Annotated in this window: 19 protein-coding genes; 10 read left to right on the top strand and 9 right to left on the bottom strand. The window is 73.2% G+C overall.

Features of this window, described 5'->3' with window-relative positions:
* Positions 1-21: 21 nt before the first annotated feature.
* The gene (locus EF387_RS22870; protein ID WP_128378457.1) at positions 22-789 is read right to left on the bottom strand and encodes a glycerophosphodiester phosphodiesterase family protein; all 768 of its coding nucleotides are present in this window, start codon (positions 787-789) and stop codon (positions 22-24) included.
* Complete coding sequence (gene yczE / locus EF387_RS22875; protein ID WP_476691249.1) at positions 786-1442, bottom strand: membrane protein YczE; 657 nt, start codon at positions 1440-1442, stop codon at positions 786-788. The genes EF387_RS22870 and yczE overlap by 4 nt, the downstream gene beginning before the upstream one ends.
* Before the next feature lie 114 nt (positions 1443-1556).
* On the opposite strand from yczE, the gene EF387_RS22880 reads away from it, so the two are divergent.
* A complete protein-coding gene (locus tag EF387_RS22880) occupies positions 1557-3062 on the top strand; it encodes an SCO1417 family PLP biosynthesis transcription factor (protein ID WP_128378458.1) in 1506 nt (501 codons plus the stop codon).
* Between the two features lie 460 nt (positions 3063-3522).
* Here the strand turns inward: EF387_RS22880 and EF387_RS22885 are convergent, their stop codons facing one another.
* Both EF387_RS22885 and EF387_RS22890 read right to left on the bottom strand, forming a co-directional pair.
* Positions 3523-5034 carry an ATP-binding protein gene (locus tag EF387_RS22885; protein ID WP_128378459.1) on the bottom strand — a complete coding sequence of 504 codons (1512 nt, stop codon included), beginning with the start codon at positions 5032-5034 and terminating at the stop codon, positions 3523-3525.
* A gap of 28 nt (positions 5035-5062) precedes the next feature.
* On the bottom strand, positions 5063-5257 hold the full coding sequence (locus tag EF387_RS22890; protein WP_128378460.1) for a hypothetical protein: 195 nt from the start codon (positions 5255-5257) through the stop codon (positions 5063-5065).
* 287 nt (positions 5258-5544) lie between these two features.
* Here EF387_RS22890 and EF387_RS22895 point away from each other — a divergent pair, with 287 nt between their 5' ends.
* From EF387_RS22895 to EF387_RS22915, 5 genes are all read left to right on the top strand, one after another.
* The gene (locus EF387_RS22895; protein ID WP_128378461.1) at positions 5545-5937 is read left to right on the top strand and encodes an ankyrin repeat domain-containing protein; all 393 of its coding nucleotides are present in this window, start codon (positions 5545-5547) and stop codon (positions 5935-5937) included.
* A 297-nt stretch (positions 5938-6234) separates the two neighbouring features.
* The gene (locus tag EF387_RS22900; RefSeq protein WP_128378462.1) at positions 6235-7644 is read left to right on the top strand and encodes a HEAT repeat domain-containing protein; all 1410 of its coding nucleotides are present in this window, start codon (positions 6235-6237) and stop codon (positions 7642-7644) included.
* A 269-nt stretch (positions 7645-7913) separates the two neighbouring features.
* Positions 7914-9047, top strand: a complete 1134-nt coding sequence (locus EF387_RS22905) for a glycosyltransferase family 4 protein (protein ID WP_128378463.1) — start codon at positions 7914-7916, stop codon at positions 9045-9047.
* On the top strand, positions 9044-10336 hold the full coding sequence (locus tag EF387_RS22910; protein ID WP_238431638.1) for a glycosyltransferase: 1293 nt from the start codon (positions 9044-9046) through the stop codon (positions 10334-10336). Before EF387_RS22905 ends, EF387_RS22910 begins: the two co-directional genes overlap by 4 nt.
* Positions 10333-11253: an SGNH/GDSL hydrolase family protein gene (locus EF387_RS22915; protein WP_128378464.1), complete on the top strand. Its 921-nt coding sequence runs from the start codon at positions 10333-10335 to the stop codon at positions 11251-11253. The genes EF387_RS22910 and EF387_RS22915 overlap by 4 nt, the downstream gene beginning before the upstream one ends.
* Before the next feature lie 121 nt (positions 11254-11374).
* Here the strand turns inward: EF387_RS22915 and EF387_RS22920 are convergent, their stop codons facing one another.
* The 5 genes from EF387_RS22920 to EF387_RS22940 are packed head-to-tail and all read right to left on the bottom strand — an operon-like array spanning position 11375 to position 15933.
* Positions 11375-12244, bottom strand: coding sequence for a 5-oxoprolinase subunit C family protein (locus EF387_RS22920; protein WP_128378465.1), 870 nt, complete (start codon positions 12242-12244; stop codon positions 11375-11377).
* A gap of 25 nt (positions 12245-12269) precedes the next feature.
* Entirely contained in the window at positions 12270-12962 is a 693-nt protein-coding gene (locus EF387_RS22925) for a 5-oxoprolinase subunit B family protein (protein WP_128378466.1), read from the bottom strand.
* Positions 12959-13711, bottom strand: a complete 753-nt coding sequence (locus EF387_RS22930; protein WP_128378467.1) for a LamB/YcsF family protein — start codon at positions 13709-13711, stop codon at positions 12959-12961. The genes EF387_RS22925 and EF387_RS22930 overlap by 4 nt, the downstream gene beginning before the upstream one ends.
* Before the next feature lie 12 nt (positions 13712-13723).
* A complete protein-coding gene (locus EF387_RS22935) occupies positions 13724-14608 on the bottom strand; it encodes a putative hydro-lyase (RefSeq protein WP_128378589.1) in 885 nt (294 codons plus the stop codon).
* 5 nt (positions 14609-14613) lie between these two features.
* A complete protein-coding gene (locus EF387_RS22940) occupies positions 14614-15933 on the bottom strand; it encodes an MFS transporter (protein WP_128378468.1) in 1320 nt (439 codons plus the stop codon).
* 331 nt (positions 15934-16264) lie between these two features.
* Here EF387_RS22940 and EF387_RS22945 point away from each other — a divergent pair, with 331 nt between their 5' ends.
* From EF387_RS22945 to EF387_RS22960, 4 genes are all read left to right on the top strand, one after another.
* Positions 16265-16957: a GntR family transcriptional regulator gene (locus EF387_RS22945; protein ID WP_128378469.1), complete on the top strand. Its 693-nt coding sequence runs from the start codon at positions 16265-16267 to the stop codon at positions 16955-16957.
* Between the two features lie 228 nt (positions 16958-17185).
* Entirely contained in the window at positions 17186-18712 is a 1527-nt protein-coding gene (locus EF387_RS22950) for a hypothetical protein (protein ID WP_128378470.1), read from the top strand.
* Positions 18713-18808: 96 nt separating this feature from the next.
* The gene (locus EF387_RS22955; protein WP_128378471.1) at positions 18809-19687 is read left to right on the top strand and encodes a hypothetical protein; all 879 of its coding nucleotides are present in this window, start codon (positions 18809-18811) and stop codon (positions 19685-19687) included.
* Positions 19688-19727: 40 nt separating this feature from the next.
* Positions 19728-24470 carry a hypothetical protein gene (locus EF387_RS22960; RefSeq protein WP_128378472.1) on the top strand — a complete coding sequence of 1581 codons (4743 nt, stop codon included), beginning with the start codon at positions 19728-19730 and terminating at the stop codon, positions 24468-24470.
* Positions 24471-24477: the final 7 nt, after the last annotated feature.

The following is a 24477-nucleotide window of genomic DNA, read 5'->3' on the forward strand; positions in this document are numbered from 1 at the left end:
CTGGCGCCGCCCTTCAGGTGGTCAGGTCCAGGTCCCCCGGTCCTTGAGCACGTCGCGCAGCGTTCCGATGTGATCGGTCATGATGCCATCGACTCCCAGGTCCAGGAGCCGGTGCATCGCCACCGCGTCGTTGACCGTCCACACATGGACCTGGAGCCCGCGCGCGTGGGCCTCCTGTATGAAGCGGTGATCGACCACCGGGATGCCGGACTGGGCCTGCGGGACCTGCGCGCACACCGCCGACCGGCGCAGGGCCGCCGGGAAGCCCCAGGAGCGCAGCCGCAGGCCGAGGACTCCCTTGGTGCCGTACGACGTGGCCAGACGCGGGCCGGCCAGTCGCTGGGCACGGGCCACCCGGGCCTCGTTGAACGAGCCGACGCAGATCCGGTCCCAGCAGTCGGTGCGCCGGATCAGGTCGAGCAGCGGCAGCAGCGAGGACTCCGCCTTCATGTCGACGTTCCAGCGCACGTCGGGGAACGTCTCCAGCAGCTCCTCGAAGAGGGGCACGGGTTCGCGGCCCGCCACGCGCGCCTGCCGTACGTCGGCCCAGGGCAGGTCGGCGATCCGGCCCGCTCCGTCCGTCACCCGGTCCAGGGTCGCGTCGTGGAACGCGACGAGCCTTCCGTCGGCGGTGGTGTGCACATCGGTCTCGATGTACCGGTAGCCGGCCTCCACCGCGCGGCGGAAAGCGGCCTCGGTGTTCTCCAGGCCGTCTGCCGCGCCGCCGCGGTGGGCGAAGGGGATGGGGCCCGGATGATCCAGGTACGGGTGGCGTATGCGCGTGCTCACTGCCGCAGTATGTCCCTCTTCGGTTGACCTGTGGCAACGACCGTGCTGCCGCCGGATGCCCGCTCGACGGCGAACACGCGCAGGAAGACCTGGGCGAGCGGTCCGATCGCCAGCGCGTACAGCAGCGTGCCGACGCCCACGGTGCCGCCCAGGAGGAAGCCCGTGGTCACCACCGCCAGTTCGAGGGCCGTGCGGATCAACCGGATGGAGCGGCCCGTGCGCCGGTGCAGACCCGTCATCAGGCCGTCGCGCGGGCCCGGGCCGAAAGCGGCCGCTATGTAGAGCCCGGTCGCCAATCCGTTGAGGACGATGGCCGCCACCATCAGCGGCACGCGGACGGCCGTGGCGTGCACCTCGGGGAGGACGGCGAGGGTGCCGTCCATCGCGACACCGATCACCAGCACGTTGGAGACCGTGCCGAGGCCCGGGCGCTGGCGCAGGGGGATCCACAGCAGCAGGACGACTGCACCGATGACGGTGGTCACCACGCCGATCGTCAGACCTGTCAGCTCCGACAGGCCCTGGTGGAACACGCCCCAGGGCTCCAAACCGAGGTCCACCGAGAGGAGGAGGGCCGAACTGGCGCCGTACAGGGTGAGACCCATGTACAGCTGGATCAGCCGACGGGGCAGTCGGCGGTGTGGTGTCGGCAACGTGATTCCCCCCTGAGGTGGCACCCGGTGGTGACGGTGGACTGATCCATGTCACTCTGTGGCTTGAGGAGAAATGTCATCCATGGCCAATTCGGGGAAGGTGGACTGGGAATCATGGCGCAGTGGACTTCGGCCGTGGGTGCGGCACAGCTGGCCCGGCTGCTCAACTCCCAGCAGGAGCGGCCCGCCGGGCCCGGTAACCGGCGCCCGCCCGCGTATCGCGCGCTCGCCGACGGCATCCGGCTGCTCGTGCTCGAAGGGCGCGTTCCGGTGGCGGCGCGCCTGCCCGCCGAGCGGGAGCTGGCGCTCTCCCTGTCGGTGAGCCGCACCACCGTGGCCGCCGCGTACGAGGCGCTGCGGACCGAGGGCTTTCTGGAGTCGCGCCGAGGAGCGGGCAGTTGGACCGCCGTGCCGGCCGGCAACCCGCTGCCCGCGCGCGGGCTCGAACCGCTGCCGCCCGAGGCGCTCGGCTCCATGATCGACCTCGGCTGCGCGGCGCTCCCGGCTCCCGAGCCGTGGCTGACCCGGGCCGTGCAAGGGGCCCTGGAGGAACTGCCGCCGTACGCCCACACGCATGGGGACTACCCGGCCGGGCTGCCCGCTCTGCGGTCGATGCTGGCGGATCGGTACACCGCGCGCGGGATCCCCACCATGCCGGAGCAGATCATGGTCACCACGGGGGCGATGGGGGCGATGGACGCGATCTGTCACCTCTTCGCGGGGAGGGGCGAGCGGATCGCGGTGGAGTCGCCTTCTTACGCCAACATCCTCCAGCTGATGCGGGAGGCCGGGGCGCGGCTGGTGCCGGTGGCCATGGCCGAGGGCCTCAGGGGGTGGGACCTGGACCGGTGGCGGCAGGTGCTGCGGGAGGCGGCGCCGCGGCTCGCGTACGTCGTAGCGGACTTCCACAACCCGACCGGTGCGCTGGCCGACGAGGGGCAGCGGCGGGGGATGGTGGAGGCTGCGCGGTCTGCCGGAACCGTGCTTGTTGTCGACGAGACGATGAGCGAACTCCACCTCGACGCCGATGTGGACATGCCGCGGCCCGTGTGTGGGTTCGACCCGGCCGGGTCGACGGTGATCACGGTCGGGTCGGCTAGCAAGGCGTTCTGGGCGGGGTTGCGGATCGGGTGGGTGCGGGCCGCGCCCGATGTGATCCGGAGCCTCGTGGCTGCGCGGGCGTATGCCGACCTGGGGACGCCGGTGGTGGAGCAGTTGGCGGTCAACTGGCTGCTGAGCACCGGGGGTTGGGAGCGGGCCGTGGAGCTGCGGCGGGCCCAGGCCAGGGAGAACCGGGACGCGCTGGTGGCCGCGGTGCGGCGGGAGTTGCCCGGCTGGGAGTTCGAAGTGCCGCGCGGCGGGCTCACGTTGTGGGTGCGCAGCGGAGGGCTGTCCGGGTCGCGGTTGGCCGAGGCGGGGGAGCAGGTGGGTGTGCGGGTGCCGTCCGGGCCGCGGTTCGGGGTGGACGGGGCCTTCGAAGGGTATGTGCGGCTGCCGTTCACCGTGGGGGGTGCGGTGGCCGAGGAGGCTGCGGTTCGGTTGGCTGCGGCGGCGCGGTTGGTGGAGAGCGGGCGGGGTGGGGTTGGGGTGGGGGAGACGCCTCGGTCGTTTGTGGCGTGAGGTCTGTGGCAGCCGGTCGCCTTGGGCTGGTGGTCTGACTGTGGGTGGGTGGTCTGCCTGTGGGTGGGTGGTCTGCCTGTGGGTGGGTGATCTGACTGTGGGTTGGTGGTCTGAGTTGGTGGTCGCCTGCCCCCTTTTGGCGGCTCCGCGCCGTTGCGCCTGCTGGTGGTTCTTGGGTCGGGGCCGCGCCGGGTTCTCCGTCCTCGGTCTGGCGGGTGGCGTGTTTTACGGAGAGGTCTAAGTAAGCCGACCGCCAGCCGCTGCGGGCGGAGAACCCGGCACGTCCCCTTCCGGCTGTTTGCGGGTGTGGGTGGAGGTCCCGGCTGGCGCGTTCCCTTCCGGCTGTTTGCGGGTGTGGGTGGAGGTCCCGGCTGGCACGTCCCCTTCCGGTCGTTTGCGGGTGCGGGCGGGGGATCCGGCGCGTTTCCGTGCGGTCGTGGGTGATGGTCGGTGGTGGGTGTCACGCTTCGGTCGGGGTGACTTCCAGGGGGACTGCGGTGTGGGGTGGGAGGAGGGAGAGGACCGCTTCTCGGTGGGGTGTGGGGGCTGTTTCGTCCTGGGGGTCCGGGGTGGCGGGGACCTGGAGGCGGTGGAGTTGGGGGCCGAGGCGGGCGTAGCCGCGGCCCGGGGGGACCTGGGCGAGGGGAGTGGTGGGCGGGGGTGTGCCCAGGGCCGCTTGGAGTTGGGCGGGGGTGGCGGCACCCAGGGCTACGCGGGCGCGGGTGTGGGTGAGGACGGCGCCGGTCAGGGCGGGCAGGGCGTCGAAGTGGTCCGCCACCACGACGGTGACACCCGCCGCGCGGCCGTGTCGTAGGGGGGCATCGAGCAGTGACTGGGCGTCCGCCAGCGCGGTGGGGCGGTCCAGGAGGAGCCAGAGGGGGCGGCGGATGTCGTCCGGTGGCGTCTGGCCGAACTGGCGGGCGTGCTGGGCGGTGACGATGCGGCGTTCAGTTTCGTGGACGGCCCATTCGAGGCTCGCCAGCGCCCCCGCCGTCTCAGACTCGACCGCGAGCACCCCGGCCCGTCCGGTGAGGCACGCGTACTCGCCGGTGCCGGTGCCCTCGACGATCAGTACGTCGCCGTGCCGGAGCGCCTGCAGGGCAATGGAGCGCAGGAGCGTGGTGGTGCCACTGCCCGGTTCGCCGACGACCAGCAGATGCGGCTCGGTGGAGCGGGGGCCGGTGCGCCAGATGACCGGGGGCACGTCACGCCGGCCGGTGTCGTCCGTCAGGGGGAGTGTGCGCTGGACCGAGGCCGGGTCGGTGAAGCCGAGGACGGTTTCGCCGGGTGCGGTCACGAAGTGCTGGGCGGCGATGTCGGTGGGGAGGGGCGCGAGGACGGTGAGGGTGAGGTCGTTGGCCTCCTCGTTCCAGTCGAAACGGTATTCGCGGCCCCGGCCCGACTTGGTGTGCAGGAGGTGCTCGACGCGGGCCCTGGATTCCGGTTCACCGTCCGCGAAGTACGCCGGGTAGCGCACCACCAGATGTCGGATGCGGCCGGTGTCGTCGAAGTCGTGGGCCGTGAACGCCTTCGTCCAGTCGCCGCCGTGCGCGTAGAGGGGCTGGGGGTCCTCGGGGAGCGAGAAGTAGGGGACGAGCGCCTCGTAGAGCGAGGCGAGGCGCTGCACCTGGGCTTCGGTGGGGCCCGCGGGCCGTGCCGTGGCGCCGTCCCTGCCCTGCCGGGCCGCCGCCGCCATCAACGCGATGACGGCGAGCGCCGGACCGTACGGGACGAGAGTCACGACCAGGACCGCCGAGCCCACCAGGAACAGCAGCGGTCCGCGCCGGTCCTTGGGCGTGCCGGCCCACCTCCGCCGCCCGGCCGCCGCCAGCCGGCGCAGTCCGCGCGAGACCGTGATCAGCGGGTGAAGGATGTCCGTGGCGCTTGCTGCGGTCGTCCGGGCCAGCTCCCGGCCGCGTGCGATCTGTGCGGTTCCGGTGCTCAGCATGCGGGGGAGGGGGCGCCGGGCCACTGCTGTCTCCTGTGGGTACGAAGGGGCGTCAGAACTTGATCCCGCCGAGCAGGCTGGCCAGGCTCGCCCCGCCCGCGGTGATGCTGGGCGCGATGGCGGTGCCCGCGAGGTAGAAGCCGAACAGCGAGCAGACGAGGGCATGTGAGGCCTTGAGGCCGTCCTTGCGGAAGAAGAGGAAGACGATGATGCCGAGCAGAACGACGCCGGAGATGGAGAGGATCATGTGCGTTCTCCTGGTTGGTGGGGACGGTCACCATGAGTACTTCCAGGATCACAGCATGTATCCATATGATTAAAGGGGCAAACGGGTGGATTAAGGGATTTAGTCCCTGTTTGGGGTAGTGGAGTCGGCGTGTTCGGGCGGCGAAGCCGCTTTTCTGCGGGTTCCCGATGATCTCTGCATCGAGTGGCGCCCGCCATGTGCCGGTCCGGGCAGTACCCTGACGATTCACTCGTACGGCGGAGCACCGCTCGTGACCGTGCCCCCCACAGTGAAAGGCGGCTCACTCGATGAGCGAAGCACCCGACCCCGAGGTCGTGGAGCTGGCGACCAAGATCTTCGACCTGGCGCGCCGGGGGGAGACGGAGGCGCTCATGGCGTACGTGGACGCCGGCGTTCCGGCCGACCTCACCAATGACCGGGGCGACACGCTCGTGATGCTCGCCGCGTACCACGGGCAGGCCGACGCGGTGCGGGCGCTCTTGGAACGCGGTGCCGCCGCGGACCGCGCCAACGACCGGGGTCAGACCCCGATCGCCGGGGCCGTCTTCAAGGGTGAGGAAGCCGTGATCCGAGTACTCCTCGACGGCGGCGCCGACCCGGCGGCCGGTACTCCGTCGGCCGTCGACACGGCGCGCATGTTCGGCAAGACCGAGCTCCTGAAACTCTTCGGGGCCGGTTGACCGCCGCCCCGAGCAGGCGGAACAAGGGATTTGGGGGAGGCGGTACGGAGCCGCCGGAAATGCGGTCGCGGCAGGTAGAACCGCTGGGTCATCATGACGTCGTGATTCACGGACGCGATGGCTGGGCAGGTGTTGCCGCACCGCGCGGACCGTGATCGGCCCGCACGGGTCACCGACGAGAGGCAGAGGAAGATGGTCTACAGCAAGCTGAAGACGGCGGGCGCTCCGACGTGTTGTCGCGCGGCCAGGTAATGCAAGATCCCGGTTGCGTCGACGCTTGATGTGAGGCTGTTTCCCATGTTCGAACCGGTCATAGCGCCCAGCGGTACGCTGCTCGGCCTGCTGCAGCGGGGCCGCGGCGACGGCACGCTGCACGCGCTCACCGCACCGCGCGCCGAAGCGCTCGCGGCACTGAACCACTGTGTGCTGAGCGACCCCCGCAACGACTGGCAGGTGGAGAACCGCTCCCTGTACTACGCCCGGCTCTTCCTGGAGCTGAACGGCGACCTCGGCGACATCGAGGCCCATCTCTTCGATGCCGAGGACGTCCTCGACACCGACGAGTCACGCACAGGGCTCGCCCTGGCGGTGCTCGGGCACCTGGCCTCGTACGGCAGGCGGGACGCACTGGAGCTGCTGCGCCGGTACGCCGCAAACGGGACCAACTGGGCCTGGGCCCTCGACGAACTGGCACTCAGGGACGACGACGCGGGCCTGCGCGCCCTCGCCGCCCCCGTCCTCGCCAGGTTCCCCGACGACGATGACGGCCGGGCCGAACTCGCCGCCGCCGTCCGCGATTCCTTCGAGCCCAGGCCCTGGCGGCTGTGGGCCGACGATCCCCGTGAATCCGTCGGCGCCCGGGTGCGCGCGGCCACCGAGCGCGGCTCCTTCGACCGATGGCAACGGCAATTGCGATCCACCGGGCCACGCCCGGGATGGAGCGTCCGGGCCGTCTTCGAATGGGCCCAGCAGGGCGTCGAACGCGGAGCCGCGCTCCATGTGCCCGCCGCACGATGTCTCTCCGCCGTGGCCGGACCCGACGACCGACCCGAGATCATCGAGGCCGCGAAGAACGGCACGGACGGAGCCCGCTCTACCGCACTGCGCTATCTCGCCGACAGTCAGGATCCGGACGTTCTGGATCTCGTCGAAGCCGCGGTGAGCACCGGCTCGCCGATCGTCGTGGACGCCGCCGTGGACGCCTTCGAGCGCATGCGCAGCATCGCCGCCGTGGACCGGGCGCGCGGCTGGGTCCACCGCCCAGACCCACTGGGCGCCGCCGCGGGCCGGATGCTCGCCTGCCACGGCGGGACCAAGGACAGCGACCTGGTGCTGGGCGCGTTGCGCGAGGCCGTACGGGGCGAGGGACCCGACGCGCCGACCCTGTGGACCCTCGTCGACGGCGCCGGACGGCTCGGCATCGTCTGCGCCGCCCCCGTGCTGCGTCACGTCTACCGCGAAACCGCCTCCTCCCATCTGCGCGGCCGGGCCGCCCGCGCCCTCGCCGCCACCGACCCCTCCTTCCCCACCGGATTCGCCGTCGAGTGCCTCTGGGACTGCGAGGAGTCCACCCGCGAACTCGCCGCCCGGCACGCCGAGACCGGCGACGCCCGTGTCGTCGAACAACTGCGCAGACTCGCCGCCGACCCGGCCGAGGAGGCCGAGGTACAGACGGCGGTACGCAGCAGGATCGGCCCCGAGGTGTGAGCGGAACCCGAAGGAGACCGCGCCCCCGGTGAGGGGCGCCGGGCAGTGACTCCATGCGGCTCCGCCGTGTGGGCGCGACCAGCCGCGAACAACCCGCGGACACGAGACGGACCACGCGCCCGTGGCGCTGCGATGGGCGGGAAAAGCGCGGGAAAAGAGGGCCGTGCGCCCGGAGGAGCGCACGCCCGGCGCACAACGCTCATGGGACGTTCTCTGGCCGGAAAGATCCTCGTTGACGCGGCCACGTCCGCTACCGGGACAACACGGGTATGCGTGTCGTCATCGTGACCGAGTCCTTTCCCCCCGATGTGAACGGCGTGGCCCACTGCGCCCTGCAGACCGCGCGGCATCTCGCCGAGCGCGGTCACGCCCCCCTCGTCGTGGCCCCGGCCACCACAGTCGGATCCGCCGTCGAGGTGGCAGACGCCTCGGCGCCCTGCCCCGTCGTCCGGATCCCCTCCCTTCCGCTCCCCGGCTATCCGCAGGTCCGCGTCGCCCTCCCCAGCAGGCGCGTCGCCGCGGCCATCGTCGACCACCGGGCCCAGATCGTGCACCTCGCCAGCCCCTTCGTACTGGGTGTCCGCGGGATGGCCGCCGCCGCCCGGCTCGGCATCCCCGCCGTGGCCATCTACCAGACCGACCTCGCCGGCTACGCCCGCACCTACATCAGCGCGGGCGAGGCCGCGGCCTGGCGGCGGATCCGTTCCGTGCACGCCGCCGCAGACCGGACCCTCGCGCCCTCCAGCGCCGCGCTGAAGGACCTCGAGGAGCACGGGGTGCCCCGGGTGCGGCTGTGGGCGCGCGGCGTGGACACGGACCGCTTCCGCCCCGACCGCCGCGACGAGGCCCTGCGCCGGGAACTCGCCCCGAACGGCGAGCTGATCGTCGGCTACGTCGGCCGGCTCGCTCCGGAGAAGCAGGTCGAGCTGCTCGCCGGGGTCTGCGGTCTGGACGGTGTCAAGGTCGTCGTCGTGGGCGACGGACCGAGCCGTCCGGGACTGGAGGACGCGCTGCCCGGCGCGGTCTTCCTCGGCCGCCGCACCGGTGACGACCTCGCCCGGGTCTTCGCCTCGCTGGACGCCTTCGCCCACACCGGGCCCTTCGAGACCTTCTGCCAGACCGTCCAGGAGGCGATGGCCAGTGGTGTCCCCGTGGTCGCGCCCGCGGTCGGCGGTCCCGTCGACCTGGTCGCGCACGGGCGCACCGGCTTCCTCGTACCGCCGCGCGACCAGGATGCCGTAAGGGACGCCGTACGGACGCTGGCCGGGGACTCCGCCCTGCGGGCCGCCTTCGGGGCCGCGGGGCGCACCATGGTCGAGGGACGGACCTGGGCGTCCATCGGCGACCAGCTCATCGGGCACTACCACGAGGTGCTCGCCGAGCGGACGGCGGTGGCGGCGTGAGCACCTCGGTGCGGAGGATCGTGCGCAACCAGGGTCCGCTGACGATCGTCCGGCTGGCGAACTTCGTCGCGCCCGCCTCGGGCGGGCTGCGGACCGCGCTGCGCGAGCTGGGGAAGGGTTATCAGGAGGCCGGTCACCGGCCCGTACTCGTCATGCCCGGCGGACGCGCAGATGACCGCGAGACCCAACAGGGCCGGGTCATCACCCTGCCCGGGCCGCTGCTGCCCGGTACGGGCGGCTACCGCGTGCTGACCGACAGGCGGCGCGTCGCCGCGCTCCTGGAGGAGCTGGCCCCGGACCGCCTGGAGGTCTCCGACCGCACGACGCTGCGCTGGACCGGCACCTGGGCGCGGCGAAACCGGGTGCCGGCCGTGATGGTCTCCCACGAGACCGCCGACGGGGTGCTGCGCGCCTGGGGCCTGTCCGAGAACCTGGCGAGGCGTGCGTCGGACGCCCTCAACATCCGTACGGCGCACTCCTACGCGCGCGTGGTGTGCACCACGGAGTTCGCCGAGCGCGAGTTCATCCGTATCGGAGCGCGCAACGTCGTACGCGCTCCTCTCGGCGTCGACCTGGAGCACCGCCACCCCGGGCTGCGGGACCCGGCGGTGCGCGACCGGTACGCGCGCGTGGACGAGACGCTGCTCGTCATGTGCTCACGGCTGTCCGTAGAGAAGCGGCCGGGCACGGCGCTGGACGCCCTGGAGGCGCTGCTGCGCCGGGGGCGTCGGGCGCGGCTCGTCGTCGCGGGGGAGGGGCCGCTGCGGGCCCGTCTGGAACAGCGGGCGGGCGAGCGGCGGCTCCCGGTGACCTTCCTGGGGCACGTCCGGGAGCGCCGCTTGCTCGGGGCGCTCCAGGCCGGCGCCGACGTGGCGCTGGCACCGGGGCCCGCCGAGACGTTCGGGCTCGCCGCCCTCGAGGCGATGGGCTGCGGCACGCCCGTGGCCGTCAGCGCCTCCTCCGCCCTCCCTGAGGTCATCGGCTCCGCCGGGATCGCCGCCGCCGACGACGGGGAAGCCTTCGCGGACGCCGTGGACGCGCTTCTGGCCCGCCCCGAATCCGAGCGCCGTCACGCCGCACGCGCGCGTGCCGAGTGTTTCGGCTGGAAGCGGGCGGTCGACGCGTTCCTCGCGGCGCACGACGTGGGGCCGGCGCGTTCGGCGCGGGAGGCGGCGGCCGGGCTGACCGTGCCCGGCCACTGGGGCGCGCAGGTACCCGGCGCCCTGGGCGACGCGCCCGGCCGCCTGGGCGCGGTGCCGGGCGGGGCCGCACCGGAGGGCTCGCGATGAGAACGGTGCGGACGGCCGGGACGGCGGGGACGCCGGGGTCGGCCGGGACGGTGGGGTCCGCCGGGACGGTGCGGTTCCTAGCGCTCGGCGACTCGCTGACCGAAGGGGTGGGCGACCCCGTCGGAGACGGGTGGCGCGGCTGGGCCGCGCTGCTCGCCGACGGACTCGGCCGCGACGTGGAGTTCACCAACCTGGCCGTCAGCGGCTCCCAGACGCGGGACGTCCTGGAGCGGCAGACCCCCGCCGCGCTCGCCCACGGGCCCGATGTCGCCTCGGTCGTCATCGGCGTCAACGACACCCTGCGCTGCACCTTCGACATCCACGCGGTGGCCACCCGCCTCGACCGGGTCTACGCGGCCTTCCGGGACCGGGGCGTGGTCCTGCTCACCGCCTGTCTGCCCGACCCGGGCGCGATGCTGGGACTGCCCGGGGCGCTCGCGAAACCGCTCGCCCGGCGTCAGCGGGCCGTCAACACCGTCGTGCACGCCCTGTCCGAGCGGCACGGAGCGATCCACCTCCACGCCGCCGAGGGCGACTGGATCACCGACCGCGCCATGTGGAGCGCCGACCGGCTGCACCCCGGCGAGCGCGGTCACCGGCAGCTCGCGCTCCGCTTCCACGCACTGCTCGCCGAACGGGGTATCGCGACGGGCCCGGCGCCCTCGCCCGAGCCGGAGTTCGCGGCGCCCACCAAGTCGGCGAGCCTGTGGTGGCTGGCCACCCAGGGCACCGGCTGGGTGGCCCGCCGCTGCACCGACCTGCTGCCCCAGCTGCTGCGGCTCGCCGCCTCCGAGGTACGGCACCGGGCCCGCGGCACCAGCGCCCGCCTGGACCTCAGCGCCTCCCACGCGGTGGCGTCGGCACTGGCGGCCCTGACGGTCGCGGAGCGGCCCGACGGGTACGAGCCGGCGGTGTGAGCCGACGGTCGTGTGTGTGCCGGCGGTCGGGTCCCGAGCCGTCGGACGGGTACGAGCCGTCGGACGGGTACGAGAAGCGGTGGAGGGTGAGTCGGCGCGGAGGGCCTGCGGGCCGTGCGGCTCAGCGGCCGCGCACGGCCACGAACCGTACGGGGGTCCCCGGCACGGCCTGCGCGGCGGCCGGGAGGTCGGCGGCCCGGACGACCGCGATCACCGGGTAGCCCCCGGTCGTCGGGTGGTCGGCGAGGAAGACCACCGGTCTGCCGTCCGGGGGCACCTGGACCGCGCCCAGCACCATGCCCTCGCTGGGGAGCTCGCCGGACAGCGCCCGGTCCAGGGCGGGGCCCTCCGTGCGCAGGCCGATGCGGTTGCTCGCCGAGGACACCCGGAACGTGCGCGAAGCGAAGGCGGCGACGGCCTCGGGGGTGAACCAGTCCGCGCGCGGGCCCAGTGTCACCCGGAGGACCAGTTCGACCGGGGGCCGCGGCTGCGGGACGACGTCTACGCGCGCGTGGGGGCGGGCCGGTCGTCCCAGCGGGAGCACCGTGCCGTCCGTGAGGGGCGGCGGGCCGAGGCCGGACAGCAGGTCCGTGGAGCGGCTGCCCAGGACCGGTTCGACGGTGACGCCGCCGGAGACGGCCACATAACTGCGTACTCCGGAGACGGCCGCTCCGACCTCCAGCAGCGCGTCCGCCGGGATGCGCACCGGAACTCCCCAGGGCGCGGGGCGGCCGTCCACCGCGACCGGACAGGGGGCGCCGCCGACCGCCACCGTGACCTCCGAACGCGGCCGCAGGGCACAGCCGTTGAGCGTGGTCTCCAGGACGGCCGCGCCGGGTGGATTGCCGACGAGCCGGTTGACCAGGGCCGCCGCCGGCTGGTCGAGGGCTCCGGAGCGCGGCACGCCCAGGTGGGCATGGCCCGGCCGGCCGAGGTCCTGCACGGTGGTCAGCGCCCCGGCCCGCACGACGGCGAGGGCACGGTCGCTCATGCGCGCCCCAGCGGTACGAAGTCGGTCATGGGCGCTCCTGCGGTACGGACTCCTGCGGTAGGAACTCCTGCGGTACAGACTCCTGCGGTACGAACTCCTGCGGTACGAACTCCTGCGGTACGAAACGGACCCGCGCGCCCGGCGTGAGCAGCGCGGCCGGCACGCGCGCGTGGTCCCACAGCACGGAGTCCGTGGTGCCGATCAGCTGCCAGCCCCCGGGCGAGGACCGCGGATAGACGCCCGTGTACGGGCCCGCGAGCGCCACGGAGCCGGCCGGGACGGTGGTGCGCGGGGTGGCCCGGCGCGGGACGTCGTAGCGATCCGGCAGACCGGTGAGGTAACCGAAGCCGGGCGCGAACCCGCAGAACGCGACCCGGAAATCCGCGGCGGCGTGGATCCGCGGTACCTCCTCCACCGGCACGCCCCACAGCGCGGCGACGTCGGGGAGGTCGGGGCCGTCGTACCGTACGGGGATCTCGATCGCGTCCTCCGCGCGCGGGGGGACGGGCGGGATCTTCCACGTGACGAGCCGGTCCGCGAGTCCCGAGGGATCGCGCAGGCCGTCCAGGAGCACCGTGCGCGCCGCGGGCACGATCTCCCGCACGGTCAGCGTTCCGGCGGCCCTGCGGCGCAGCAACTCCGCGTGCAGGGCCTGCGCCGCCTCTCCTGAGGACACCTCGACGAGCAGTGCTTCGTCGCCGACGGGCAGGACCCTCACGCGAAGGCCTCCACAGCGACACCGGCGGACTCCAGCCGCGACCGCACCCGGCGGGCCAGGTCGACCGCGCCGGGTGTGTCACCGTGCAGGCACAGGGAGCGTGCCCGTACGGGGACGGTACGTCCGGAGTGCGCGGCGACGACGCCGTCGCGGGCGATGCCCACCGAGCGCTCCACCACCGTGTCGGGGTCGGTGACCACCGCACCGTCCTCGCCGCGCGGTACGAGCGTGCCCTCGTCGGTGTACGCGCGGTCCGCGAACGCCTCCGTGACGACCGGGAGCCCGGCCTTGCCGGCCACCTCGAGGAAGCACGATCCGGGCAGCCCGAGCACGGGCAGGGAGTCGTCGGCGAGGAGCACCCCGTCGACGACGGCCTCGGCCTGCCGCTCGTCGCGCACGACGCGGTTGTACAGCGCGCCGTGGGGCTTCACGTACGCCACGCGCGTGCCCGCCGCCCGCGCGAACACCTCCAGGGCGCCGATCTGGTAGGCGACCTCGGCGGCCAGCTCCTCGGGCGGCACGTCCATCGCGCGCCGCCCGAAGCCCGCCAGGTCGCGGTAGGAGACCTGGGCGCCGATCCGTACGCCGCGCTCGGCCGCCAGCTCGCACACCCGCCGCATGGTGGATGCGTCCCCGGCGTGGAAACCGCAGGCCACGTTGGCGCTGGTGACGACCGAGAGCAGCTGTTCGTCGTCCGTCAGCCGCCAGCGGCCGAAGCCCTCGCCGAGATCGGCGTTCAGATCGATCATGGTCCCTCCTGGTCAGGCCGCGACGATGGGGATGCGGTACTGCTCGTCGCGGGCGTCGGTGATGAACATCTGGCCCGGCGCGTGGGTGATGGCGAACGGCGGACGGGACTCCATCACCGCCGCCTGCGGGGTCACCCCGCAGGCCCAGAACACCGGGATGTCGTCCCGGTCCGGTGCCACCGGGTCGCCGAAGTCGGGCCGGCCCAGGTCGCCGATGCCGAGGATCGACGGGTCGCCGCAGTGTACGGGGCTGCCGTGCACCGCCGGGAGCAGACTGCTCTGGTGGATGGCCGCCGCCACGTGCTGCGGCGGGACCGGCCGCATGGATACCACCATCGGGCCTTGCAGCCGCCCCGCGGGGCGGCACTGCCGGGCGGTGACGTACATGGGGACGTTGCGGCCCTGCTCGATGTGGCGCAGTGGTACGCCCGCCTCGGTCAGCGCCCACTCGAAGGTGAAGCTGCAGCCGATCAGGAACGACACCAGGTCCTCGCGCCAGACGTCCAGCACGTCCGTGGGCTCTGCCACCAGCTCGCCGTGCTCCCATACCCGGTAGCGCGGCAGATCCGTACGCAGGTCCGCTCCCTCGGCGAGCGGAGTGGTCCAGGAGCCCGCGTCGGTGACGTCCAGGACCGGGCAGGGCTTGGGGTTGCGCTGGCAGAACAGCAGCATGTCGTACGCCCAGTCGGCGGGCACCGAGATCAGGTTGGCCTGGGTGTGCCCCGCGGCCACTCCGGCGGTGGCTCCCGCCAGACCCGAACGGAAGCGCTGCCGGGCCTCCTTGGGGCTCCACGCGCGCGCGTGCCCGTTGTCGAGCCGGGCCAGGGCGCGGTCCTCGGTGGCGAGGGCCTCGGGACGGTCCGGGGCGGCGAGCTTCGGCGGGCGCTTCTGCGCGATCCGGTTCACACGAGCTCCTTTCCGCGGGTTTCGGGCAGTCCGAACAGTGCCAGTGCCGCCAGGCCGTAGCCGATCGCGCCGAAGACCAGCGCGCCGCCCACGCCCCAACTGTCGGCGAGGAAACCGACGGTGGTCGGGAAGGCCGCGCCCACCGCACGGCCGGTGTTGTACGTGAACCCCTGGCCGGTGCCGCGCACCGCCGTCGGGTACAGCTCGCTGAGGAACGAGCCGAAGCCGCTGAAGATGGCCGACATACAGAAACCGAGCGGGAAACCGAGCACCAGGAGAAGGGTGTTGGCGCCGCTCGGGATGTTCGCGTAGGCCAGGATGCAGATCGCCGAGAGGACCGCGAAGAGCCAGATGTTGCGCCTGCGGCCCAGTTTGTCGGTGAGGTAGCCGCCGGTGAGGTAGCCGGCGAAGGCGCCGGAGATCAGGAAGGTCAGATAGCCGCCGGTACCGACGACCGACAGACCGCGCTCCGTCTTCAGATAGGTGGGCACCCAGGTGGCCAGGGTGTAGTAGCCGCCCTGGACGCCGGTGGAGAGCAGGACCGCGAAGACCGTGGTGCGCAACAGCCCGGGCGACGCGGCCGTGCCGGGCCTGAAGATCGTGGAGAACGAGCCCTTCTCGGCGCTCGCCTCGCGCTTGGCCGCGGCCTCCGGGGCGTCCTGGACACTGCGCCGTACCCAGACCACCAGCAGCGCGGGCAGTGCGCCGGTCCAGAACATCACGCGCCAGGCGGTGTCGTCGTCCACGAACGAGAAGACCAGGGTGTAGACGATCGCGGCCAGTCCCCAGCCGACGGCCCAGGAACTCTGGATCGCGCCGAGCGTGCGGCCGCGGTTCTTGGCGCTCGCGTACTCGGCCACCAAGATCGCGCCGACCGCCCACTCACCGCCGAAACCGAGGCCCTGAAGGGCGCGGAAGACCAGCAGCGTCTCGTAGTTGGGCGCGAAGCCGCAGGCCACCGTGAAGACCGCGTACGTGATGACGGTGATCAGCAGGGCCTTGACCCTGCCTATCCGATCGGCGAGTACGCCCGCCGCTGCGCCGCCGATCGCGGAGACCACCAGGGTGACCGTGGTGAACAGGCCGGTCTGGCCGCTGCTCAGGCCGAAGTAGGCGGAGAGCGCCACCATGCTCAGCGGCAGCGTGAAGTAGTCGTACGAGTCCAGCGCATAGCCGCCGAACGCGCCGGCGAACGCGCGCCGGCCCCGCGGCCCGAGGGCGCGCAGCCAGCCGAACGCGCCGTCGTCGGCGGTGGGTTCACCTGCGCCGTGCTGTGTTCCGGTCGCCAGGGTCCGGGGCGGTGGGGTCGTGCTCATGGGCACCTCACTGATGAGTTGGAGGGTGCTGGGGAGTGAGCCGTGCGGGAACGGGGAGCCGTGCGGGAGTTGTGGGGAGAGCTGTGCGGGGACTTGCAGGTGGAGCAGTGCGGGAAGTTGCGGGGAGAGCTGTGCGGGGAGCCGTGCCAGGAGCCTGCGGAAGGCCGTATCGGGAGCTGTGCGGAGAGTCGTGCAGGGGTCGGGCACCAGGGAACCGCGCGGGGACGGGGAGCTGACGGGGCGAGCCGCGTTTCGTCACCGTAGAGGATTGTTCAACGATCCCTCAATACCCATGTTGTTTCGTTCTTGTGTCTGGGGTTGAATTCCGGGCATGGGAGAGCTGACGGGATTGGCCGACGACCGCGCCCTGCTGGGGCGCACCAGTACCGCCGAACGGGTGTCGGACATCCTCCGGAGCCGGATCGCCGACGGGTACTTCCCGCCGGGGCAGCGGCTGTCGGAGGACAGCATCGGCGGGGCGCTCGGTGTGTCCCGCAACACACTGCGCGAGGCGTTCCGGCTGCTCACCCACGAACGGCTCCTCGTGCACGAGCTCAACCGCGGGGTCTTCGTACGGGTGCTGACCGTCCAGGACGTCGAGGACATCTACCGCACCCGCCGGGTGGTGGAGTGCGCGGTCGTACGGGGGCTCGGGGAGCCGCCGTTCGCGGTGGAGGCCGTGGCGGCGGCGGTCGAGAGCGGGTTGCGCGCGGCGCGTGAGGGTGAGTGGAAGCAGGTGTCCACGGCCAACATCCACTTCCACCGCGCGCTGGTGGCGCTCGCCGGGAGCGCCCGGATCGACGAGCTGATGCGCAGCGTCTTCGCCGAACTCCGCCTGGCGTTCCACGTGGTGGCCGACCCACGCCTTCTGCACGAGCCGTACCTGGCCCGTAACCGCGAGATCCTGGGCGCCCTCCAGGCGGGCGACCGGTCGGGGGCGGAACGGCTGTTGGCGGAGTACCTCGACGACTCGCTCAAGGGACTGGTCGAGGTGTACACGCGGCGAGTGGCTCAGCAGGCGTAGGGGTGCGGGCAGTAAGATCATCCGCTTCCCGTGTGGGCGGAACGGTAAGATCATCCGTTTTCCGTGTGGCCGGACCAGCCGACCCCGGTGCCGGCGGACCACAAGATCATCCGGCTTCCCGCCGGGTCGCGACCAGCCGCACGCAAAGCCGCGGACACAGACCACCCCCGCAGCCACTGACCTGCGTCGATTCCGTGGCTGTCAGACCGAGGACCTAGTCTGTGCACCGTGACTTCGCCTGTATCGACGGACAGCGTTCCGCCCCAGTTCGGCGCGGGGCCGCGCCCCGCTCCGGGGCCGGCCGCCGACGAAGGGCTGGCGCGGCGGCTGCGCGCGCTGGCGTGCACCGCGCCGCTGCACGACCTCGACACCCGCAAGGCCAACCTCGCGGGTGAGTACTCGGTGTACGGGATGGCGGAGGTCGCCCTCGCCGCGATCGACCTCGTCACCCTGAACATGGACTTCGACACGGGCGCCGACCACGACCAGATAGTGGCCCGGCTGATCCCCCGCATCGCCGCCCAGGCCCCGCAGCGGCCGGTCGCCGAGCACGAACGGGTGGCCCGCTGGGTGCTGGAGAACCTGATCAACGTCGGCAGCGTCGACCGGGGCTTCCGGGCCGTGTACGGCACCTTCGCGCCCGACGGCAGCTATGTGCGCCGCGACTACGACTTCAAGCTGATCGAGGAGGTCGCCGGTTACGGCGGCGGGGTCTACCTCCGCACGACGGACGAGGCCGTCAACGTCCTCGTCGGCGCCCTCGACACCGATGTCACCAGCGCGCAGATCGCGGCCGAGGTCAAGCTGGAGGTGCTGATCAGTCGCGGGCGGCTCGCCGACGCCCAACTGGCCGCGGAGCAGGCCCGTTACCGGACCGTGCAGTACTCGGAATCGCTGCGCAGGGCCCTCGACGCGACCCGGCGCAACGTGCGCGCGGTGGACTGGCTGAAGGCCGTGCCCGACATGATCGCCGAGGCCCTCGACCACGTCGCCGACCGCTACCGCCACGAGAACGCGATCCTCACCAACATCCGCAAGGCCCGCGACGAGTCCGAGGATCCCGAGCAGAAACGGCGCGCCGCCGAACTGGTCGACATCGTCAAGGACTGCATCCGCCGGCACACGCAGCTGCAGTCCCGGTTGCTGGAGGCCGGACCGCTGTTCCGCGCCGAGCAGGACCGGCAGGCGTTCGCCACCCCCATGACCACGTCCGGGATCGACCTCTACGGCCATCTCGTCGCGCCCGTGCTGCCGCTCCCGCTCGAACAGGCGCTGCGCGTGACGGACGCATTCTTCGCGCGCGGTACGGGACTGCGGACGCCCACGGCCGTCCGGGTCGGGGACCTCGTCGACCTGCTGCTGACTCCGCCCGTGGAGCGCGAGCACCTCGGGGCCGAGATGCCCGAACCCGACCTGATCGCCACTCCGGACGACAGCCGGTTCAGTGAGGAGCAGCTGGCCGCCGCCATGGAACTGCTCGACCTGCCCGCCGACGCACCCCGGCGGCTGTCCGGACTGCTCGCCGAGGCCCGCCGCCAGGACCCCGAACTGCCGTATCTGGTCGCCCTGCTGGCCGTTCACGCGGCGAGTCCGCCGGTCGGCACCGCCTACCGGCAGGGCGAGGAGAAGCTGCTGTTCGCGGTCGACGACGGGACGGAGCTGGACGACCCCGAGTTCGGCGGCGCGGACCTGATCGTGGGCACGGCCCTGCTGGATGCGGTGGGCATGGCCGCCGACCGGACGGAGGCGGCATGACGGTGACGGGCGTCGTCATGACGACGCGGCGCAGACGTACGGCGTCATGACCTCGCCGGACACCCAGGAGAACCACCTCAGCAAGGAGCCGCAACCGTGACCGAGCACGTCGAGTGGAGTGAGCCGGAGGCCGCCGTCGCACCGGCGAGCGGCGGTGTCACACCCGCCGACGCCGCCGACGCGGCGCGGCTCGTCGCCTTCGGGCTCCAGCCCAAGCTGGGCCCCTCCCGGGACCAGGAGTACGCCGAACTCCTGCGCCGCTACCGCGAGGACCCGCCCTTCGCACGGCTCGCCGACGCCGTCGCGACCGGGCTCGGGCTGATCGTGCTGGAGGTCTCCCCGCGCGCGGGCATGGCCGTGACAGCCGCCGAGGACTCCGTCTTCGCCGTACGGATGGGGGACTACGCGCGGCGGACCGCGGCGGACTCGGGGGACCGTTTCCTGCACGGCCTCGCCCACCTCGCCGTCGCCGCGCTGGCCTTCCCTCGCCCCGAGGACCTCGCCGACGACGGATACGTCGGACGCGTGACCGTCAACGGAGTCGACTCCTTCGTGCGGCAGGCCTGCCGCCGCATCGAGGAACGGGCCGAGGAACAGGGCGAGAACACCGACCCGGCGACGGACGCGCCCGGCCTGGAGGCGGCGTGGCGCATCTGGGCGCGACGCAGCGCGACCGGAGCCACCAAGGACGCGCGCCGGCTGGCCGGTTCGACGACCGGCATAGTCGCCAAGGCCGTCTCCTTCCTCACCGACTCCGGGTTCCTGCAGCGCACGGGCGACGACAACGGCGGGACCTACCGCACGACGGCCCGCTACCAACTCCAGGTCCGGGATATGGCGGGCAGCGCCGCCATGGCCGAACTCGTGGAGCTCGGGATAGTGCCCGTGACCGACGGCACGGCGACCCTGCTGCCCGCCGAGGACACCGACGACCTGGAGCTGGTGGCCGAGGCCGGGCTGCCGTTCCACTCCTGACCCTCCGAACCACCCTCACGACTGCGAGAGTTCCCCCGCCATGTACGAGCTGTCCCGGGTCCGCCTGTACTCCATCGGCCCGGCCGGTGCGCGCTACGCCGACACCGTGCTGGACCTGCGGGGTGTCGGCGAGCCCGTGCCCGATCCCGCGCCCACCCAGGCGGAGTTCTTCGAGGAGGAGCCCGTCGGGCCACCGCGCCGGCCCGCGCCCGCGGGCGTGCTCTTCCTGGAGAACGGCGGCGGCAAGTCGGTGCTGCTCAAGCTGATCTTCTCCGTGATGCTGCCGGGACACCGCAACACGCTCGGCGGAGCCAGCTCCGGCGTTCTGCGCAAGTTCCTGCTCGCCGACGACTGCGGGCACGTCGCCCTGGAGTGGCAGCACACACTGACCGGTGAGTGCGTGGTCGTCGGCAAGGTGAGCGAGTGGCGCGGGCGGCAGGTCTCCAACGACCCGCGGAAGTTCGCCGAGGCCTGGTACTCCTTCCGCCCCGGGCCCGGACTGAGCCTGGACAGCCTGCCCGTCGCCGAGTCCACGGCCGTCCGGCCGCCGGTCGAGGGAGCCTCCGGTGCCCGCGGACGGCGGCGCACGATGAAGGGGTTCCGCGACGCGCTGACCGAGGCGGGCAAAGCGTATCCGCATCTGGAGGTCCACTGGGAGGAGATCCACGACCGCTGGATCGAACACCTCACAGAGCTCGGTCTGGACCCGGAACTCTTCCGCTACCAGCGGGAGATGAACGCCGACGAGGGTGAGGCGGCCGGTCTCTTCGCGGTCAAGAAGGACTCCGACTTCACCGACCTGCTGCTGCGCGCGGTCACCGACACCCGGGACACCGACGGGCTCGCCGACCTGGTCAGCGGGTTCGGCAACAAGCTGGGACGACGGGCCGAACTGATCGCCGAGCGGGACTTCACGGCGGGCTCCGTGGATCTCCTCGGACGGATCGTCGACGCCGCCGAGGCACGTTCACGGGCGCGGGACATCCACGCGGGTGCCGAACGCCGCACCCGCACGCTGGCACGGCGGCTCTCGGCCCGGGCCGGGCAGGAGCGCGCCCGCGGCACCGACCTCGCCCAGCGCGTCACCGCCGCCGCGCACGCCGTCACACAGGCCGAGGCCGCCCGTGAGCGCAGCGCGCTGGTCGCGGCCGAACTCGCCTACCGGCACGCCTCGCTGGCGCTCGCCGGGGCCGAGAAGTCAGCAGCCGCGCAGAAACGCGAACTCGCCGACGCCCGAACCCTGCATTCCGCCTGGCAGGCCGCCGAGGCGGTGCTGCGGCACCGCGCCGCCGCCGACCGTTCCGCGCGTGTGGCCGCCGCCATCCGCGAGGCCGAGCGCGACGCGGCACCGGCGCTGGCCGCCCGGACCCGAGCCGCCGTGGACCTCGTCAGGGCCCTGCAGAGTGCCGCCGCGAGCGCCGAGGCCCTCGCCGACGAGGAGGAGGAGCGGTCCGCCGGGCTCCAGGAGGCCGGCGAGCGGGCGCACGCGGACTCGACGGCCGCCGCCACCCAGGCCCAGCGCGCCCGCAGTGAAGTCGGCCATCTGCGGCAGCGCCTGACGGAGGTGGAGCAGGAGACGGCCGAAGCGGTCCGCGCGGGCTGGCTCGACGACACGGCGCCGGACGCGGACCCGGCACGGGCCGCGCTCGCGGCCAGCGACGCGGAGAAGACCGCGGTCGCGGCGTGGGACGCGGCCCGCGAGGCCTCCCACCGGGCCTCCGAGCACGCCCGGGAGGCGGCGTCCACCGAGTCCCGCGCCGAACTGACGGCAGCCCGCGCCGCGGACGCGGCGGACGCGGCGGAGCGCGCGTACGAGGCCGAGCGCCGGACCGCCGAGGCGCTCGCGGCGGAGGAACGGCTCGCGGAGCTGCTGGGCCTGCCCGGCGCCTCCGGCCCCGGGCGGACAAGGGTGCCGCAGCCGCGCAAGGCCCCCGCCGACGGCGGCACGGAAGCCGACGACCCCTGGTCCGACGGCCGGAGTCCGCTCACCGCCGAGGAACTGGACGCCGCCGCCGACGACCTCCGGGAACTCCTCGACGACTCGGTGGCCGCCGCCGAGCGGCAGCTGTTCGAACTGCGGACCGCCGCCGCCGACGACGCCCGGATCCTCGGGGCGCTCGGCGACGGCGGGCTGCTGCCCCCCGGGCCCGACGTCCTGGCCACCGTCGAGTACCTCGGCGAGCACGGCATCCCCGCGCTGCCCGGGTGGCGCTATCTCGCGCAGGCCGTCGACCCGACGGACCACGCGCGCGTGCTGGCCGCCCGCCCCGAGCTGGTCGACGGTGTGATCATCACCGACCCGGACACCCACGCACGGGCCCGCGAGGCACTCACCGAGGCCGCGCTGCTGCCCCGGTCGGCCGTCGCCGTCGGAACCGCCGCCGCGCTGCTCGCGCCGACCCCGCCGCCCGGCGCGGACGACGGCCGCGCAGATGTGTTCCTCGTGCCACCGAACCCGGCCATGCACGACGAGCACGCCGCCGACGAGGAACGGCAGGCGCTGCGCGCCCGGGCCACGGAGCGCGACGAGGAGATCCGCCGACTCGCCGCCCGGCTCGGCAAGGACCGCGAGCTGGCGGCACGTCTGGCGTCCTGGCGCACCGGCTGCCCGGCCGGCCGCCTCACCGAACTCGGCGAGTCGGCCCGCACGGCGCGGGCGTTCGCCGAGGAGTCCGAGGCCGAGCTGGCCGAGGCCCGCACCGTACGGACCGAGGCCGACGAGGCCGCTGCGGAGGCCACCCACGTACGCGAGGAGCGGCAGGAGGCGGCGCAGCGGGCGAGGCGCGCCGCCGACGCGCTCGCCGGACTCGCCTTCCGGCTGCGGGAACGCGCGGGCTGGCAGGTCAAGCTGCGGGAACTCGCCGACGAGGCCACCGAGGCCGAGGTCCGCGCCCAGGCCTGTCTGGAGCGGGCGCGTGCCGCGGACGAGGACCGGCGCGCGGCCCAGCGCGCGGCGGACGACGCGCGCCGTACGGCCCGTGCGCTGCGCGCCGAGCGTGCGGAGATCGCCGGCGCCCCGGACGACGTACCGGACGAGGACACGGACGAGGAGACGACCGGGGGCACACACCCGGGCCCGGCCGACGGCACGCAGGGCACGGACGCCAGGCCCCCCAAGCGCCGAACGCAGAGCGCCAAGCCCTCGCTCCCCGCCCTCCGCGAGGCCTACCGCGCCGCCTCCCAGGTCTACGAGAAGGTCGGCGTCGGCGCCGATCTGCGCGCCGAGCAGGCCCGCGCCGAGAGCGACGAGAGCGCCGCCCTCGCCGAACTGGACCGGCTCAGCAACAAGGTGCGCACCCGGGCCGCGCAGCTGCTTCAGTCCCCGGACGGCTCCGACGGGCCCTCCCGGCAGGCCGCGGCGGCCCGTGCCGAAGAGCTCGTCCAACTGCTGGAGACCCGGGCCTCCACCGCCAGCGAGCAGCTCGGCCGGCTACGCGGCGAGGCCGAGCGGCACGCCCCTGAGGACGGTGAGGCGCACACCGCACTGCCCGAGGAACTGATCCCCCGCGACGCCGAGCACGCACAGTCGCTGCTGCGCACCGCAGCCGGTGAACTCGCCGCCCACACCGAGGCGCTCCGCCAGGCCCGGGAGGCGCACGCCGAACTCCTCGCGGCACACCGCGCCGCCGAGGATGCGGTCGGCGGCTTCGACGAGACGGCCGCCCTGCTCAGGGATCTGCTGCGGGAACACATGGACGACGAGCAGGAGGAACCCGAGCCCTACCCCGGCTCCCTAGAGGAGGCACGGCACGCCGCCGCCGAGGCCCGACGGTCGCTGCGCGGCTGCGCCGGCGACCTGTCCGCCGCCGAGGCCGCCGTGCGCGAGGCGAGCGACATCCTCGTACGACACGCCAACTCCACGCGCTACGAGCAGGTCCGCACCCCGGCGCGGCAGCAGATCCGCGAGCTGCCTGCCTCCGCCCTGCCCGAGCACGCGCAGAAGTGGGCCGACGCCTTCGCGCCCCGACTGCGCGTGCTCACCGACGAGTTGGAGCAACTGGAACGCAACAGGGACTCGATCGTGGACCGGCTGAGGGGACTCGTCGAGTCGGCCCTCGCCACCCTGCGGTCCGCCCAACGGCTGTCCCGGCTGCCGGAAGGCCTGGGGGAGTGGTCCGGGCAGGAGTTCCTCAGGATCCGTTTCGAGGAGCCCGACCAGGCCACCCTCATCGAGCGGCTCGGCGAGGTCATCGACGACGCCACCCGCGCGGCTGTGAAGAAGAACTCCGACATGCGCCGGGACGGCATGTCGCTGCTCCTCAGAGGGGTCGGCGCGGCCCTGCAGCCCCGGGGCGTCGCCGTGGAGATCCTCAAGCCGGACGCGGTGCTGCGCGCCGAGCGCGTACCCGTCGGCCAGATGGGCGACGTGTTCTCCGGCGGTCAGCTGCTCACCGCGGCCATCGCCCTGTACTGCACGATGGCAGCCCTGCGTTCGAACGACCGGGGCCGTGACAAGCACCGCCACGCCGGCACCCTGTTCCTCGACAACCCCATCGGCCGCGCCAACGCGACCTACCTCCTGGAGCTCCAGCGGGCGGTCTCGGACGCGCTGGGCGTGCAACTGCTGTACACCACCGGCCTGTTCGACACCACGGCGCTCGCCGAGTTCCCCCTCGTCATCCGGCTCCGCAACGACGCGGACCTGCGGGCGGGACTGAAGTACATCAGCGTGGAGGAGCACCTCCGCCCGGGCCTGCCACGGCCCGCCCAGGAGGAGGAGGCCGTGCACAGCGAGATCACCGCGACACGGATGTTCAAACGGCCCGCGCCGGCCGGGGGATGAGCGACCG

This window comes from Streptomyces cavernae, assembly GCF_004023625.1.
Lineage (GTDB): Bacteria > Actinomycetota > Actinomycetes > Streptomycetales > Streptomycetaceae > Streptomyces > Streptomyces cavernae.

Coding starts and splice junctions, on each gene's coding strand:
- EF387_RS22880 (WP_128378458.1), top strand. CDS start 1,557: ATGGCGCAGTGGACTTCGGCCGTGGGTGCGGCACAGCTGGCCCGGCTG.
- EF387_RS22890 (WP_128378460.1), bottom strand. CDS start 5,257: ATGATCCTCTCCATCTCCGGCGTCGTTCTGCTCGGCATCATCGTCTTC.
- EF387_RS22895 (WP_128378461.1), top strand. CDS start 5,545: ATGAGCGAAGCACCCGACCCCGAGGTCGTGGAGCTGGCGACCAAGATC.
- EF387_RS22900 (WP_128378462.1), top strand. CDS start 6,235: ATGTTCGAACCGGTCATAGCGCCCAGCGGTACGCTGCTCGGCCTGCTG.
- EF387_RS22905 (WP_128378463.1), top strand. CDS start 7,914: ATGCGTGTCGTCATCGTGACCGAGTCCTTTCCCCCCGATGTGAACGGC.
- EF387_RS22915 (WP_128378464.1), top strand. CDS start 10,333: ATGAGAACGGTGCGGACGGCCGGGACGGCGGGGACGCCGGGGTCGGCC.
- EF387_RS22920 (WP_128378465.1), bottom strand. CDS start 12,244: ATGAGCGACCGTGCCCTCGCCGTCGTGCGGGCCGGGGCGCTGACCACC.
- EF387_RS22930 (WP_128378467.1), bottom strand. CDS start 13,711: ATGATCGATCTGAACGCCGATCTCGGCGAGGGCTTCGGCCGCTGGCGG.
- EF387_RS22940 (WP_128378468.1), bottom strand. CDS start 15,933: ATGAGCACGACCCCACCGCCCCGGACCCTGGCGACCGGAACACAGCAC.
- EF387_RS22945 (WP_128378469.1), top strand. CDS start 16,265: ATGGGAGAGCTGACGGGATTGGCCGACGACCGCGCCCTGCTGGGGCGC.
- EF387_RS22960 (WP_128378472.1), top strand. CDS start 19,728: ATGTACGAGCTGTCCCGGGTCCGCCTGTACTCCATCGGCCCGGCCGGT.